Origin of the sequence: Sphingobacterium sp. LRF_L2, assembly GCF_965644235.1 — a bacterium.
Taxonomy (GTDB): domain Bacteria; phylum Bacteroidota; class Bacteroidia; order Sphingobacteriales; family Sphingobacteriaceae; genus Sphingobacterium.
Map to the genome: position 1 here is coordinate 723,264 of NZ_CBFFRI010000001.1, position 16,374 is coordinate 739,637.

At 37.4% G+C, this 16,374-nt stretch carries 16 protein-coding genes; 7 read left to right on the forward strand and 9 right to left on the reverse strand.

Annotation, left to right across the window (positions count from 1 at the left end):
- Positions 1-26 precede the first annotated feature (26 nt).
- Both ACSZOX_RS02940 and sppA read right to left on the reverse strand, forming a co-directional pair.
- Complete coding sequence (locus tag ACSZOX_RS02940; RefSeq protein WP_437918256.1) at positions 27-1,217, reverse strand: phosphoglycerate kinase; 1,191 nt, start codon at positions 1,215-1,217, stop codon at positions 27-29.
- 89 nt (positions 1,218-1,306) lie between these two features.
- Entirely contained in the window at positions 1,307-3,073 is a 1,767-nt protein-coding gene (gene sppA / locus ACSZOX_RS02945; RefSeq protein WP_437918257.1) for a signal peptide peptidase SppA, read from the reverse strand.
- A gap of 84 nt (positions 3,074-3,157) precedes the next feature.
- Between sppA and folK the strand changes: the two genes are divergently transcribed.
- Positions 3,158-3,649 carry a 2-amino-4-hydroxy-6-hydroxymethyldihydropteridine diphosphokinase gene (gene folK, locus ACSZOX_RS02950; RefSeq protein WP_437918258.1) on the forward strand — a complete coding sequence of 164 codons (492 nt, stop codon included), beginning with the start codon at positions 3,158-3,160 and terminating at the stop codon, positions 3,647-3,649.
- Positions 3,646-4,002 (forward strand): Hpt domain-containing protein, encoded by a 357-nt coding sequence (locus ACSZOX_RS02955; protein ID WP_437918259.1) that lies wholly within the window; start codon positions 3,646-3,648, stop codon positions 4,000-4,002. The genes folK and ACSZOX_RS02955 overlap by 4 nt, the downstream gene beginning before the upstream one ends.
- Here the strand turns inward: ACSZOX_RS02955 and ACSZOX_RS02960 are convergent.
- A complete protein-coding gene (locus ACSZOX_RS02960) occupies positions 3,999-4,676 on the reverse strand; it encodes a CDP-alcohol phosphatidyltransferase family protein (protein WP_437918260.1) in 678 nt (225 codons plus the stop codon). The genes ACSZOX_RS02955 and ACSZOX_RS02960 overlap by 4 nt on opposite strands.
- A gap of 61 nt (positions 4,677-4,737) precedes the next feature.
- Positions 4,738-6,213: a transcription termination factor Rho gene (gene rho / locus ACSZOX_RS02965; RefSeq protein WP_437918261.1), complete on the reverse strand. Its 1,476-nt coding sequence runs from the start codon at positions 6,211-6,213 to the stop codon at positions 4,738-4,740.
- Positions 6,214-6,553: 340 nt separating this feature from the next.
- On the opposite strand from rho, the gene ACSZOX_RS02970 reads away from it, so the two are divergent.
- Positions 6,554-8,278, forward strand: a complete 1,725-nt coding sequence (locus tag ACSZOX_RS02970) for an MFS transporter (RefSeq protein WP_437918262.1) — start codon at positions 6,554-6,556, stop codon at positions 8,276-8,278.
- A gap of 239 nt (positions 8,279-8,517) precedes the next feature.
- Positions 8,518-9,378 (forward strand): N-acetylglucosamine kinase, encoded by an 861-nt coding sequence (locus tag ACSZOX_RS02975; protein WP_437918263.1) that lies wholly within the window; start codon positions 8,518-8,520, stop codon positions 9,376-9,378.
- Positions 9,379-9,447: 69 nt separating this feature from the next.
- Here ACSZOX_RS02975 and ACSZOX_RS02980 read toward each other — a convergent pair whose 3' ends face one another.
- Positions 9,448-10,131 carry a metal-dependent hydrolase gene (locus ACSZOX_RS02980; protein ID WP_437918264.1) on the reverse strand — a complete coding sequence of 228 codons (684 nt, stop codon included), beginning with the start codon at positions 10,129-10,131 and terminating at the stop codon, positions 9,448-9,450.
- 8 nt (positions 10,132-10,139) lie between these two features.
- Positions 10,140-10,454, reverse strand: a complete 315-nt coding sequence (locus ACSZOX_RS02985; RefSeq protein ID WP_437918265.1) for a YbaB/EbfC family nucleoid-associated protein — start codon at positions 10,452-10,454, stop codon at positions 10,140-10,142.
- Positions 10,455-10,582: 128 nt separating this feature from the next.
- On the opposite strand from ACSZOX_RS02985, the gene ACSZOX_RS02990 reads away from it, so the two are divergent.
- Positions 10,583-11,080 carry an ABC transporter substrate-binding protein gene (locus ACSZOX_RS02990; RefSeq protein WP_437918266.1) on the forward strand — a complete coding sequence of 166 codons (498 nt, stop codon included), beginning with the start codon at positions 10,583-10,585 and terminating at the stop codon, positions 11,078-11,080.
- A 30-nt stretch (positions 11,081-11,110) separates the two neighbouring features.
- Here the strand turns inward: ACSZOX_RS02990 and ACSZOX_RS02995 are convergent, their stop codons facing one another.
- A complete protein-coding gene (locus ACSZOX_RS02995) occupies positions 11,111-12,145 on the reverse strand; it encodes a hypothetical protein (RefSeq protein WP_437918267.1) in 1,035 nt (344 codons plus the stop codon).
- 206 nt (positions 12,146-12,351) lie between these two features.
- On the opposite strand from ACSZOX_RS02995, the gene ACSZOX_RS03000 reads away from it, so the two are divergent.
- The gene (locus tag ACSZOX_RS03000) at positions 12,352-12,936 is read left to right on the forward strand and encodes a thymidine kinase (protein ID WP_437918268.1); all 585 of its coding nucleotides are present in this window, start codon (positions 12,352-12,354) and stop codon (positions 12,934-12,936) included.
- Between the two features lie 156 nt (positions 12,937-13,092).
- Here the strand turns inward: ACSZOX_RS03000 and ACSZOX_RS03005 are convergent, their stop codons facing one another.
- Both ACSZOX_RS03005 and ACSZOX_RS03010 read right to left on the reverse strand, forming a co-directional pair.
- Positions 13,093-13,611 (reverse strand): glutathione peroxidase, encoded by a 519-nt coding sequence (locus ACSZOX_RS03005; protein ID WP_437918269.1) that lies wholly within the window; start codon positions 13,609-13,611, stop codon positions 13,093-13,095.
- Between the two features lie 17 nt (positions 13,612-13,628).
- Positions 13,629-14,492, reverse strand: a complete 864-nt coding sequence (locus tag ACSZOX_RS03010; RefSeq protein WP_437918270.1) for an N-acetylglucosamine kinase — start codon at positions 14,490-14,492, stop codon at positions 13,629-13,631.
- A gap of 132 nt (positions 14,493-14,624) precedes the next feature.
- Between ACSZOX_RS03010 and ACSZOX_RS03015 the strand changes: the two genes are divergently transcribed.
- Positions 14,625-16,355 carry a M61 family metallopeptidase gene (locus tag ACSZOX_RS03015; RefSeq protein WP_437918271.1) on the forward strand — a complete coding sequence of 577 codons (1,731 nt, stop codon included), beginning with the start codon at positions 14,625-14,627 and terminating at the stop codon, positions 16,353-16,355.
- Positions 16,356-16,374: the final 19 nt, after the last annotated feature.

Sequence of the window (16,374 nt, forward strand, 5' to 3'; positions counted from 1 at the left end):
TAAAATTTATCTACTTAAACGAGAATTTAGTCATTCAATGCTTGTACGCCTGGAAGAACTTTACCTTCCATATATTCTAGTAAAGCACCGCCTCCCGTACTAACATAACTTACATGCTCTGTCATACCAAACTTAGAAACCGCTGCAGCCGAATCTCCTCCACCAATCAAAGAAAATGCACCGCGCTCCGTAGCAGCAACAACCGCATCAGCGACAGCCTTGGTACCTTTCGCAAAGGTATCAAATTCAAATACTCCCATTGGACCATTCCAAAGTAAAGTTCTAGAAGCGCCTATTACCTCTGCAAAATGAACCGAAGAATCGGAACCAATATCTAAGCCTTCTTTATCTGCAGGAATCTCATCATTAGGACCATTGTATGTATTAGCATCATTTGAAAACTTATCCGCAATCTGTGCATCCGTAGGAAGCACAAGATTTACACCTTTTTCTTCTGCTTTTTTCACCAACTCGTTAGCAAGATCCAATTTATCCAATTCAACCAATGACTTTCCAATCTCGCCTCCACGCGCCTTAACAAAAGTATATGCCATACCTCCACCGATAACGAGATTATCTACCTTATCCAACAATGCTTCGATCAATTGAATCTTATCAGATACCTTAGCGCCACCCATTATAGCTGTAAAAGGTCTTTCAGGCTTATTAAGAACTTTCTCTGCATTATTTATTTCGGCAGCCAATAAATAACCAGCATATTTATTTCCTGTGAAAAAGTCTGCAACAATAGCCGTTGAGGCGTGCGCACGGTGTGCAGTACCAAAAGCATCATTTACATAAACATCTCCTAATTCGGCTAATTTTGATGCGAAATCACGATCACCTTTTTCTTCTTCTTTATAGAATCTCAAGTTTTCCAGCAGAAGAACCTCGCCAGCTTTTAAATCAGCCGCTTTGTCAATAGCTTCTTGTCCAATACAGTCGTTGGCAAATTGAACATCAACACCTAACACCGTAGATAGGTGTGCAACAATATGCTTTAAAGAATACTTATCCGTTGGTCCATCTTTAGGACGCCCTAAATGAGACATCAAAATCACAGAACCACCATCATTTAATATTTTTTTAATTGTAGGTGCTGCTCCCTGTATGCGGTTATCATCTGTTATATTAAAATTCTCATCAAAGGGCACATTGAAATCTACACGGATTAATGCTTTTTTACCCGAGAAATTTAAATCATCAATTGTTTTCATATACACGTTAAAATTTAAGTTGATCTTTATTATCAAGCCATAAATATAGAAAAAAGGAAGGAATTGAAAAAAAAGCCTTCCTTAATATTTTATCGGATTTCTACTAAATAAGGTATTCTCGCCTGTATACCCGACGATTTGACAACAGTACGCAATTGGTTAATGTACTGCCTGTAATCTCCCAGTTCGTCATCTAACATCCACATCTTTATCTTTTCCTTAGACGTACCCCAAATCGAAGCAAAAGGGTCTTTAACAGCTGGATAATACATTAACTTGTAATCCTTTAGTTTTGCTTTTGTTGCTGCAGCACGCACTGCGCGATCGAGGTCGCCCACCTTATCCACTAAACCATTTTCCAGCGCTTGACTTCCCGTCCACACACGACCTTGACCAATACTATCTACGGCTGCTATAGAAAGCTTCCTACCAGAAGAAACCTTTCCCATAAATGTCTCATAAACTCGATTGACCTCTGTCTGAATAATAGCTCGTTCCTCTCCTGTTAAAGGTCTATCTGGCGATGTCATCAAATCCGAAAAATGCCCTGTTTTAACCTCATCAATATGAACTCCAAGTTTATTGTTCAATAGCCCCTGAAAATTAGGGATCAAACCAAATACACCAATAGACCCTGTTAGCGTTTCTTCCTCTGCAAATATAGAATCAGCCAATGCCGATATATAATATCCTCCAGAAGCCGCATAATCTCCCATTGAAACAACGATAGGTTTAACTTTTTTCGTCAATTCTACCTCTCTAGCAATAATATCAGATGCCAATGCTGAACCTCCGGGCGAATTTACCCGAAGTACGACAGCCTTTACACGATCATCTTTCCTTAATTTACGCAATTCTCGAGAGAACTTATCGCCACCAATATTATCATCGTTTCCTTCGCCATCAACAATTTCACCATATGCGTACACTACGGCAATACGATCTCCCGTTTGTTCTTTGTTAACAGTTCCCACATAATCTAACAAGGAAACTGTCGGAATATCCTTTTTTTCATCGATATCAATACGTTTTTTCAGTTCTGTCAACAGCTCGTCTTTATATAACCTTCCATCTACGAATTTATATTTTACAGCATCTTCAGCGTTTCTAATCAAATACTGATCAGCAATATGTCGCAACGAATCAACTGAAATATTTCTAGCCTTAGCAATATTGCTTAAAAACGATCCATACATCCGCTGCAAATAAGAATTCATTTGTTCTCTATTTGCAGCACTCATCTCATTCAAAATAAAAGGTTCTATAGCCGACTTATACGTTCCCACCTTTACGACCTGCATTTCCACACCTAATTTATCCAACGCCTCTTTCATAAAAGCAACAGAAGAAGATAATCCCTTAAACTCCAATGATCCTTCTGGATTTAGATATATTTTATCTGCTACTGACGCCAGGTAGTAGGCTTTTTGTGTATAAGTATCACTATAAGCGACAATAAATTTCCCAGAACTCTTAAAATCCACCAATGCATCACGTATTTCCTTTAAGCTAGCCATACCTGTATTCACATAAGTAGGATTAAGATAGATTCCTTTTATACGATCATCCCCTTTTGCAGCTGCTATTCGCGACAAAATATCATTCAGTCCTAGAGACTTCATTTCTCCATATCCAGGGACATTCAAGCCTTCCAATGGATTTTCACTGGTACGCTCAGTAATTTCATGGTTCAAAGACACATATAAAATAGCCTTGGCTGGAACATCTGCATCCTTGCTACTTCCCATCTGTTCCACTGCATTTATTACAAAACCTACCAATAAAACAAGACAAAGGAAAACGACTATCCCTATCCCCGTAATAGTCGCCAAAACATATTTAAAAAATGATTTCATACATTGTAAACGTTTAAAGAACCTAATTTAATTGTTTCTTTTGAATAATTCGAAAATTAAACGGATATGATTTATCTTTAACCCATGAATACGGTATTTCTTCTCTTGGGGGCCAATCTAGGAGATCCCACAAGACAACTCACCAATGCAATCAAAGAAATTGAACAACGCGTAGGTCAGATTGAATCGCTATCGTCAATTTATGAGTCAAAAGCCTGGGGCGTTATAGATCAACCTAATTTTTTAAATCAGATCGCTGTGGTATTATCACCTCGAACTGCACTAGAGATTCTCGATGAAATCCAAGCCATAGAAAATGAGCTTGGCCGGGTACGCTTAGCAAAATGGGGCGCTAGGCTCATCGATATTGATATTCTATATTTCAACAATGAAAGCATCAACCATGAAAGATTGATCGTCCCCCACCCTTACTTACAAGACCGAAATTTCACATTAAAACCGCTAGTTGAATTGGCACCTCATTTTATACACCCTGTATTACAGAAAAGTAATCTCGCCTTACTAGAAATGACAGAAGACACACTTGATGTACATTTATACGAACCAAAATCATGACGGAAGACTTCCAATTCATTAACCCAACAAGCATTCAGGAAAACCTTATGTTTAATAATGACCTGATTAGACAGTTTCTTGCACTTTATCAAACGCAGATACCAATAGATTTTGAGGCTTTGAAAAAAGCTATCATTTCTAAAGATCACACAGAGATTACCAACAAAGCGCATCACATTAAACCGACTATGGAATATATAGGAGCTACAGTGCTGCGTCAGAACTTGCAAAGTCTCGAATCTGCAGGAAAACAGCAAATCGACATTTCTTGTATAGAACAGATGTTTGAGCAAATCGAACCAATGTTTGCCGTATTACTGAAAGAGATAGATGAATATCTCCAGTCCCTTTAATCTACAACAGAACCTCTAAAGTGTAAATATGAAAAAAGAAGATATCCAAGCAAGATCAGAGGCAATGCAGTAAACTGTAAACCTATGAGAAGAATCAAACTAACGATAACAAAAATATACTTATACTTATTTTCTTGCCATGCTAACGATGTCAGTTTCATACTAAATAAGCGAATTTCGGAAATCAGCAAAAAGCTCAACAAAGCAACAATTACAAGTAGAACTATAGGTTGTTTAATAAAAGGAAAGTCTACCGCTATAAAGGGGAGAGAAATAACGAAAAACGTATTCATCGGCGTGTTTACTCCTATAAAATCACTGCTTTGCCGTTCGTCCACATTAAACTTTGCGAGTCTCAGCGCCGAAAAAACGGTAACGACAAAGCCAAGAAAAGGTACGTAGCTAGAAGAAACAGAAGATTGCAATAACATAAACAACACCGCTCCAGGTAAAAAACCGAAGCTAACCATATCAGCTAAAGAATCCAGTTCTTTTCCAATTGTAGATTTCACGTGCAGCAATCGAGCAAGCATACCATCGAAAAAGTCGAATATGCCAGACACCAGCACGCAATAGAAAACAAACATATGTTCATTTTGTAATGCAAATAGAACGCCCAAGCAACCTGAAAAAAGATTAAGGCACGTTAAAGTATTCGGAATATGTTTTTTCATTTATAAAAAATAAGCCGTCTTTTCATCAAAGACGGCTTAAAAATATCAAATATTGATGGGATTACCCATTCATACTAATCAAAAACTCTTCATTAGACTTTGTACCACGCATTTGCGTTAATAAAAATTCCATAGCTTCTGTAGAGTTCATATCTGCTAAGTGGTTGCGCAATACCCACATCCGTTGTAAAGTATCTCTATCAACAAGTAAATCATCGCGACGAGTACTTGAAGCAGTAAGATCGATAGCAGGGAATATACGCTTGTTAGCCAATTTACGATCCAATTGAAGCTCCATATTACCAGTTCCTTTAAACTCTTCAAAGATCACGTCGTCCATTTTTGAACCAGTGTCAGTCAATGCTGTAGCCAAAATAGTTAAAGAACCTCCGTTTTCGATATTACGCGCAGCACCAAAGAAACGTTTAGGCTTATGCAATGCGTTCGCATCCACACCTCCGGATAAAATTTTACCCGACGCCGGAGCAACAGTATTATAAGCTCGTGCTAAACGAGTAATTGAATCTAACAGAATAACGACATCATGTCCACATTCTACCATCCGCTTTGCTTTTTCCAATACGATATTTGCTATTTTCACATGACGGTCAGCCGGTTCATCAAAAGTAGATGATATCACTTCAGCACGCACGTTTCTAGCCATATCAGTAACCTCTTCAGGACGTTCATCTATAAGTAAAATGATTAGATAAACTTCAGGATGGTTCTTAGCGATTGCATTAGCAACTTCTTTCAATAGGTTTGTCTTACCTGTTTTAGGTTGCGCAACAATCAAGCCGCGCTGTCCTTTTCCTATTGGTGTAAACAAATCCATGATACGCGTAGAATGATTTCCTAAACCTAAATCTAAGTTTAACTTTTCGTCCGGAAATAAAGGTGTTAAATAATCAAATGGAACACGATCTCTAATTTCGGCAGGATTTTGTCCGTTAATTGACTCTACACGAACAAGAGGAAAATACTTCTCTCCTTCTTTTGGAGGGCGTATACATCCCCTTACGTTATCACCGGTCTTCAATCCAAAAAGTTTAATTTGCGATTGAGAAACATAGATATCATCAGGAGAAGTCAAGTAATTATAGTCAGAAGAACGCAAAAAACCATAGCCATCCGGCATAATTTCTAATACACCTTCGTTTACTATAACATTATCAAAATCTGTTGGAACGACTGGACTTGGAGTTTCGGTTTTTGAGGGAACGCTTTCTGTGTTGGGTTTAGAAGAAACTTCTTGGATTACTGGACTATCCGATCTATGCTCTTCACTTACACTTGGTCTTTTAGCAACAGCAACGGGTTCTGTCTTCAACGTTCTTACACGTTTCCTAGGTCGATCAGCACCGTCTTCAACTTTCTCTACTTCTTTATCATCTTCCTGTAAGGATTGTTTCGCGATAACAGAAATACGATCGATCAATTCTTGTTTGCGTAGTTTATCGACATCAGCGATGCCTAATACTTTTGCAATCTCGCGTAACTCCGACACGAGCTTGGTATTTAGTTCATTAATATCCATTAACTTATTATTATGAGATATAGGATTTTATTGCAATTTGAATTCATCCATTTTATTCTAGCAATTGACACCCTTCTATGATATACTAAAATATGAATAAGGCAAACTTAATAGTTAAGTCTTCCAAACCTCTCCACGGATAAATTTGAGAATCGGCACAAAAATAATATAACATTTGTATATTCAAAGAAAATTTATAAACTTTTTTTCTTGTGGAATAGATACTATCATAACGCACTTTGTAAAAAAATGTTTTATGATTAGAGCAACTTTACATTTTTTTTTAAATTGCACGAATTCTTTGTAAGTTTAAACCTTAAACTAAAACGTTTTATCGTATATGAAAGAAAACCAATCTACAAACTACCCCGCCTTATATACCTTGGTAGTTGTATTCTTCTTTTGGGGGTTCATCGCCGCTGGGAATAGCGTATTCATCCCTTTTTGTAAGAATTATTTCCAGCTGGATCAGTTCCAGTCGCAGTTAATTGATTTCGCGTTTTACAGCGCCTATTATATCGGTGCTCTTCTTCTGTTCATTTTTAGTACCGTATCGGGAAAAGATCTCGTGGGAAAATGGGGATACAAAAAAAGCATTATATATGGGTTGCTATTTTCTGCTCTAGGCGCCGCAGCGATGATTATTGCAGTAGAAGTTAACATATATATAGGCATGTTACTTGGCTTATTTATTGTAGCACTTGGTTTCTCTCTACAACAAACCGCAGCTAATCCATTTGCTGTTTTATTAGGCGACCCTAAAACTGGCGCTTCTCGCGTCAATTTAGGAGGAGCTATAAATTCTTTTGGAACAACTATTGGTCCTCTTGTTATCGGATATGCGCTTTTTGGAACATTTGAACCCATTTCTAATGCTGAAATAGCTAATCTCCCCCTCAACAAAGTTGTATACCTTTATATCATCGTTGGACTACTTTTTGTTTTGGCTGCAGCATTATTTCGTTTTTCAAAAAAAGTGCCTGCCGGTATCAACAACGAACCCATGGAATCTGCAACGAAGGCTAAAAACACCTTAATCGCAATGACTGTGTTGCTTTTATTAATGTTTGCTCCTGTATTCTTAAGTTACAAAAGTGAAACCGCATTAGAAATTGAAAAACTACAAAACCAACTTGATTCACTAACGGATCCTTCTGCAATTACAACACTTAAAAACCAAATAAAAGAACTTGTACATCCGCTAGAGCTTCAAAGAATGGCCTGGCTATTGGGCGCTCTTTTATCCGTCATAGGAGGACTCGTATTTGCTTACTCCAAAGCGAGTAAAAATCCCGAAGGTTGGGGAGCAATGAAATATCCTCAATTGGTATTAGGCATGTTGGCCCTATTTATATATGTAGGGGTAGAGGTCGCTATAGGGAGCAACCTTGGAGAATTGTTGACACTCGATGAATTTGGAAACTTACAATCGTCAGAAATCACACCGTATGTATCCATTTATTGGGGAGGGATGATGATTGGGCGATGGGCTGGCGCTATCAGCGCATTTCAATTTGCAAAAAGCACGAAACAAATATTACTCGTTTTAGTACCTATAATTGCTTTCTGTATTATCATTGGAGTCAATAGCCTTGCAGGATTTGACATGTCACATCTTATTTTCTTTATCGTATGTGTCGCTATTCAAATTGTATCGTTCTTCTTAAGTAAAGAAAAACCTGCACGTACGTTACTTATTTTTGGAACGTTAGGATTGATTGCTATGGTAACAGGTTTACTTTCCTCAGGCATTATAGCTATCTACGCGTTCCTAACTGGCGGATTGGCATGCTCTATTATGTGGGGATCGATTTTCAGTTTATCTATAGTAGGCTTAGGTAAATATACCGAACAAGGTTCTGCATTTTTAGTCATGATGATTTTAGGCGGAGCTATTATCCCTCCTTTACAGGGCAAATTAGCGGATATCATTGGTATCCACAACTCTTATGTACTTCCATTAATAGGTTTTTGCTATATTATTTTATTCGCCATTATTGTTCGCAAATTTTTAAGTAAACAGGGAATTAACATTGACGAAATAGAAGCAGAAGGTGGACATTAAGCCTAAGTTATTGTACAAAATACACTAAGTACATTCAGAAAAAACAACGTTAAAAAGTGCTTTTAAACATACTTAAAGGCACTTTTTGATTTAAAACCAATTCTACACCTTTCCTAAAACGGTTTTTTTACATCTTAAAATTCGTCTTTTTAAACATAAAAATGTATTTTCGAGCAGATTAAAACGTCAGAATTAGCAAATAAAAAACTAAAAAATAACACAATAAAACCAAATCTATAATGATTATCATTGCGGACGGAGGATCAACAAAAACAAACTGGTGTTTGTTAGATGATTCAAATAAAAAAATATACTTCAACACGGAAGGATACAACCCTTATTTTGTTGATAGTGAATACATTGTTAATTCGTTAAAAAAAGGACTCCCTGGTGATCTTCCTTTCGAAAAGATTACAGAAGTCAACTACTACGGAGCCGGTGTACATAACAAAGAAAAAGCGGCTATTGTTGAAGTTGCCATGCAAAAAGTATTTCCTAATGCCAAAGTTGAGGTCGGACATGATTTACTAGCCGCAGCACGTGCGCTTCTTGGAGATCAACCGGGCTTTGCGGCAATTTTAGGTACCGGTACCAACACCTGTATCTACGACGGTAATGAAATCACTTTCAATATTGATTCTGCAGCGTACATTTTAGGCGACGAGGGAAGCGGCAGCTTTATTGGTAAAAAGTTATTAGCAGATTTTATCAGAGGTTTAATGCCGGAAGACGTAGCAAAGTCATTTTTTGACACATACAAACTAACGCCAGATGAAATTATGGACAATGTATACACAAAACCATTGGCCAATAGATTCTGTGCAAGCTTCAGTAAATTTGTTTACGACAACAATGTAAACATACAATACACACGGAAGATTGTCGACGATGCATTTGAAGCCTTTTTCAAAAACCTTGTAAGCAAATACCCAGATTATCAAAACTATACCTTTAATTGTATTGGTTCGGTCGGATATAACTTTAGAAATGTACTAGAAGATAAAGCCACACAATACGGTATGAAAACAGGTAAAATATTACGTTCACCAATAGACGACCTCGTTATATTCCATATTAACAGGGCTTCGAAAAGTAACTAAAACTATTCGTATCATAAAAAAGGGCATTTTAAATTAAAATGCCCTTTTTTATGATACACTCCTCGGTATCTAGAGAGAAATAGTTTCCCCTATTGCAGGCAAAAACAAACTTAAGCCATTAGTTTCAAATTTCTCTAAGGCTTCCTTAGTATCTATCGCTATCGGAGGAAATGTATTGTAATGAATTCCAATTACCTTTTTGCAGTTAACAAACTTAGCAGCTTTTATAGCATCATCCACATCCATCGTGTAATGTCCACCTATGGGAAGAAAAGCCCAATCCAATTCTAAATCTTCCAACAATTTCATTTCAAATGTTAGTCCTGTATCGCCCGCAAAGTATATTTTCTTCTCACCAACAAAAAACACATAACCAACAGGTACACCTGCATAATCTCCTTCTGGGGTACTGCTCGTATGTAATGCATATACCATTTTTACTTTTCCAAAAGGAAGACTAAGTGTCCCGCCGAAATTATATTCGATAACCTTGTCTTCCGGAACCCCTTGCTTTCTAACCCAGCTAGCTGTTTCAACAATTGCAGCCACTGTGGCGCCACTATTTTTCTGTATAACTTCCATATCCGCCACGTGGTCTTGATGGCAATGACTTAAAAAAATATAGTCGGGTCTGAGGCTATTTACATCGATATCTTGCGCCAAACTATTATAACGAATAAAGGGATCAAGCAATACCTTAGTACCATTGAATTCGAATTCCACACAAGATTGTCCATAATAAGTGACTTTCATACCTGCTTCTATTTATTAAATAAACTGCCCAAACCACCCATTCCGCCGATTAAATCTTGCGAAACAGCTTGCATTTCCGATTGGCTGACATTCTCGGCTTGTGCGAGAGCTTTGTTCAATGCCACAACCATTAACTCCTCTAATTCTTCTTTATCAGCATTCTGAAAAAAATCAGCATCTATCGAAACTTCTTTGATTTCCTTATTTGCAGAGGATATAACTCTAATTTTACCTCCCTCGGCTTCTCCCGAAACGGAGATATTATCCAATCTTTTCTTTACTTCCTCAGCTTTTTGCTGCGCCTGAAATAACTTATCGAACATATCTATTATCTATTAAACTGCAATTTACAAAATAATGCGGTAGGTTCCCTCATACATTGATTAATCCTACAGTAATTAGGTTCTTTAGCTGTCCTTCCTTACCTTTGCAGCATAAAACAAGTCCTTGCATGGAAGAACTCAATTTTTACAACAACTTACTAGCGACACTACATTTAGCGGATCAACACGCTGCGGAATATCTGGATGAAGAAATCAACATTTTAATTCACAAATTGAAATTTATTCCGCAAGAACAGCGACCATCTGTGCTCGTTGTAGAACAAAAAACAGGTTTTCAACCTATTTTTAACGAACAACTCCAAGATGTTGTGACAATTTCTGGAGGAAGGTTATTACAAGAAAAATTTGACAATCCTTCAATTTTACTAATTATTCAAGAAAATGAAGCGCTATATGGAGAAATTCCAGTGTTATTGGAAGACGAAATATTGAGCCGAGGTAGTGCTATACAATCCAACCAAATTTACATCGTTCAAAAGAACTCCTTCGGATCCCAATCCAGCGATTTCTTAACGGAGGTAGAGATTTGTGCCGAAATAGTACAGCCTAAATACTTCATCTACGGACGTCAAGGGAATGAATGGGTAAAATTTGATCTTACTTAAATAAAAACGGGCGTTTAAACGCCCGATATTTTAGTGAATAAATTTTTTCCTTAGAACCGCGTAAAGCTTCTCCACAGTCTGCGGTTTATCTCCCCAGTTATTCTTAAGCGCATAATTCGTTTGTAAAAATACATCTGCCTCAGCAAATGAACTGTAACGATTCAACAATTCAATTGCTTCACTATAGGCAAGAGAATAACCATTAAACAAATCTTTAATAAACAACAATTTATCATTCAAGTTTATAATAGACTTTAAATCAACAGCGCGATCAGCAGAACCTGCAGCTGTAGCCCCAGAAGAAGCTATTGGATTGACCTGAGCGGTTGCTTTCCTTTGTTGGAGTAATATTTCATTCAACGTCAACGGTCTTGTATTTTTATCCTCTTTGTCAACAATTGGATCCGCTTCAACGATTATCTCCTTACTTTCTTGAATGATCTCATTAACAACAGGAGCTTTTTCTGCCAGCAAATTGTCGCTTTCTGGTAGCTCTGCCGATTCGATATCCTTCACCAACGCGGGCGGCTCATCTGTATAGATCTTTTGAGATACTTCAGGTTTAGGCTCGCGGATATAAGACGTACCAAATAAAGTCGGCGAAGGGGGAACTACTTTACGATCTTCCTCTACAGGTACTATTTGATTTTCTTCTTCCAATTGTGCAACTTCGATCTCCTCCACACGCGTATCTTCGGATTCCTCATTATCCTGTTTATTTGTAAACGGGAATGATTGCTCTTGAATCTCCACAATCTCATCTTGAACAGGTTGGCTATCTACTTGATTATTTAAAATAACTGGCGGAGTAAAGAACGTATTCTTTTTCACGTCATCATTAGTGGAAATACGTTCAGCCTGTATTGTAGAATTTTGTTTTCCATCTTCCTCCAATTTTCGCAAGACCTCAAGGTGTGCTGTGAGAAACCTAGCCTGCGACTCTAAAAGCAACAAATCAGTTGTGGAATGTCCAACTTTACGCTCAGCCAAAGCAGAATAATCATCATTCATTTCAGCCAGCAATTCTCCAATCTTCGAAAAAATAGATTCTTTAGTATACGCCATCGTTTCTTATTTATATATTTTGAGGTAGCTTCTCTATTTTTACAATTTATCTCCTGTGGAAAAAAAACAAACTGATAGATACTGCTTTCCAAGCTACGTAAATTTCTTTCCCTCAAATTTAAGATATAATTTCGATATTAGTATGGTTCGGAAGGAAGTTTTCATTCGTGTAAACATCGTTTTGCCAAAGCAATAATCCAAATTTCATGCTATTTTCAGAACATACTTTTATCCAAAAAAACACGCAAGTTGGCAGCATCGAAGTCATCTGTGGTTCCATGTTCTCGGGTAAGACCGAAGAATTGATCCGACGAATGAAAAGAGCACAATTTGCAAAATTACCCGTAGAGATTTTTAAACCAACGATTGATATCCGATACGACGATCGAGCGGTAGTCTCCCATGATAGTAATAGTATACCTTCTACCCCTATTGCACACTCTTCTGCGATCCTATTACTCAGCGCCGAGACCAAGGTCGTCGGTATAGACGAAGCACAATTTTTCGATGATGAGCTCCCACACGTTTGTATTCAACTGGCGAATAAAGGAGTACGCGTTATTGTAGCTGGACTTGACATGGACTTCAAGGGGCAACCTTTTGGTCCAATCCCGGCACTAATGGCCATAGCAGAACATGTCACTAAAGTCCACGCCGTTTGCGTCCAATGTGGAGCGCCCGCAAACTATTCTTACCGAATATCAGACAACAAAGACAAGGTATTACTCGGAGAAAAAGATAGCTATGAACCTCGATGTAGAAGCTGCTATTTTACGTTACAACCGCATTAATATCACGAAATGAAAATTAACAAAAACTTAACAACATTTTTTTTAAACCTCTGCTAAAACCTATTATCTTTGTATTAACAAAATTAGTTTATAAATGGCCAGTCCATAAAAAAAGCCTCTTATAATAAGAGGCTTTTTTTATGGACGTTGTTCCTTTTACTTCAAGTTGTCAGTAATAGAAGAATCAAGAGGATTTACTTTGGAGCGAAAGCGATGTACCAACTTCCCCTCTTTATTGATAAGAAATTTTTCAAAATTCCAGTTGATATCACCTGTAAAATCTGTGTTCTTTTCCGTTGTTAAATATTTGAATATAGGATTAATATCCTTTCCCTTTACATCAACCTTTTCAGACAAAAGGAACGTAACACCATAGTTCTTTTCACAAAACCCTTGAATTTCTTCATTAGTTCCAGGTTCCTGTTCGCCAAAATTATTTGCCGGAAAACCTATAATAACAAGATCTTTACCACATTTTTCATGCAAAGCCTGTAAATCTTTGTACTGTTTCGTAAAACCACATTTGGAGGCAGTATTCACAATTAATATATTTTTTCCTTTGAACTCCGAAAAGTTCACCTGTTTACCATCTATAGAAGTAAAGCTAAAATCATAAATTGAACCTGCTGGATTTAACATAGAAATAAGCAAGATCAGGGTGTTCACTACAGTCATTTCGTATTAATTTAAATTTATTCTTCAACCAATTTCGTTTCTCTATCAACAACAAAATGGAATAATTGTTCCATAGGACTCTTTAAAATAGACCCTACCTTTACGCCCAGTACTTCGCAAACTTCGCGAAGTTGTAAATCAAAATGATAAGCGATTCGTCCTACAAAATTGACTTTGTACTCCCAGTAATCTGGATAAGTCATCACGTTTGTACGGACAAACTCGTCAAATCCATTCCGCAACAAAGTATCAATAAAAGGATGTAATCTATTTTCTGCCATAAACTCAGCAAAAGACGCCAAATAAGCATTCGGTCTCTCTCTCTGATAGACATTCTTAATAACAATATCTTTATTAAGTCTATATTTTTCTGCGAATTTCTTCGATAGATCTTTTGGCATTTGCTCATAGAGATACGTTGTAATCAAACGCTTTCCAAACCAAGCCCCTGCTCCCTCATCCCCTAAAACATAACCTAATCCGTGCACGCCAAGTTTTAAATTTTCACCATCAAAAAAACCTATATCAGATCCTGTACCAATTGTACAAACATAGCCCTTATCTTGGCCACAAGTCGCATAAGCACAACCGAGCAAATCACTTTCAACAGAAATAAAAGCTGTTGGAAAAATCTCTGTCAATGCATTAGACACGATTTCTCTCCTATCGGGAGTTACACATCCTGCACCAAAAAAATACACTTCATGAATCTCGCTGGCGTAAGGTAATATTTCAGGCACTTCTTTCATCACTTTAGCAATCTCCTTCTCATTCACAAAGAACGGATTCAGCCCTTTTGTACGGAAAGCCAACGGCTTGCTGTCCGGAAGATTGAGCATCCAATCCGAATTAGAAGAACCACTATCTGCAACTAGAATCATATAATTATATCCAAGAGTAATATACTCAAAGGTAAACAAATTTATCCAACAAATATTCTTCACAATTCTATATTGCGTTGTATCTACAAGAGAATAAGTTTAGTTTTGTATAAATTTGTAAACTCACAATAGATGTCAGAAACCCGCATACACTTCTCTATTTCGTTTGTTGAACCACAAGCTCATTATGTAGAAATTGAAATGGATATTTCCCATTTTCCACATGCCTACTTAGACCTAAAAATGCCCGTGTGGACACCCGGATCTTATTTGCTTCGTGAATATGCAAAACACGTAGAATCCGTTTACGCATTTTCAAACGGACAGCCAATCACTTGCAATAAAATTGCGAAAAATACGTGGCGAGTAAATAATACCTCTGAACATATAACAGTGCGGTATCGCGTATATGGATTTGAAACTTCAGTACGAACTAATTTCATTGACGCAGACCATGCATTCCTAAGTCCTGCAGCAACCTTTCTTTATCTAGATGGCTTTATTCAGCATGAATGTCAAGTTGAAATTAACCTTCCTTCTTCGTGGAAAAGTATCTCCACAGGATTAGATAAATTAAATGCAGAAAAGAATATTTACTATGCTCCAGATTTCGATATACTTTATGATTCTCCCATCGAAATAGGAAATCAGGATTCTTGGCATTTCGAAGCTGCATCTGTACCACATGAATTTGCTATGGTCGGTGGAGGAACATATGATAAAAATCGACTTACAAACGATATAACGAAAATTATAGAATGTGAGACCTCTCTTTGGGGAGAAAACCCGAACCATAGATATGTTTTCATAACACATAATTATCAAACAGGGGGCGGAGGATTGGAACATCTTAATTCTACCGTGTTAGGAGCGAGCAGAAACGCCTATTTAACAGAATCTGCTTACAAAAATTTCCTAAGCTTAGTCGCACATGAATATTTTCACCTTTGGAATGTCAAACGTTTACGTCCGAAAGCACTTGGCCCCTTTGATTATGAAAAAGAAAACTATACCGAGGGGCTTTGGATCATGGAGGGGTTTACAGCGTATTATGACAATCTTATTGTCAGACGCTGTGGTTTCTTCAGTGAAAAAGAATACCTAACGGAGCTAGCCAATGAATTCAATCTTGTATACAATAAGCCCGGTGTCCAAATACAATCTGCTGCACTATCTAGTTTTGACACTTGGATTAAACAATACAGACCTGATGAGAATTCATCCAATACAAGCATCTCTTATTACAACAAGGGCGCTATGTTAGCCTGTGCATTGGATGTGCACATTCTTGCCTCTACAAATGGATCACAAAGACTAGATGACGTTTTACGGGAAGCCTACATTTTATTTTATAAAAAGGAACAACGTGGATTCGAGGAGCATGAATTTTTAGCGCTTGCTGAACGAATTACAGGAGTAGACCTCAGCGATATTTTTGACGCAGCCCATCATACCGCAGAACTAGATTATAACATGTATTTTAATGCTGTCGGTTATGAACTCATCAATCTAAATCAAAATAGTAAAGAGCTTGCTTTAGGGATAAAAACCGCAGATCACGAAGGAAAAATTTTCATCAAACATGTAGAACGTGGTTCGAGTGGATGGGATGCGGGACTCAATGTAAACGATGAACTTATAGCAATAAACGGTACCCGCTTAGATATCGCCGGCAAAGAACTTGAATTTATTTTAGAGCACGGAAACGTAAATGATATAATAGACATCTTGATTTCACGTGATGGCCGTGTCAGAACCATACATGCCCCATTGCGGTATAGCACAAAACAACATTTGGTTATTCAACCTTGTACAAGCGCAAATGACAGGGAGCAAATACTAGGAAAAATTTGGTTATCTTAATAAAAAAGGCGACAGAAAA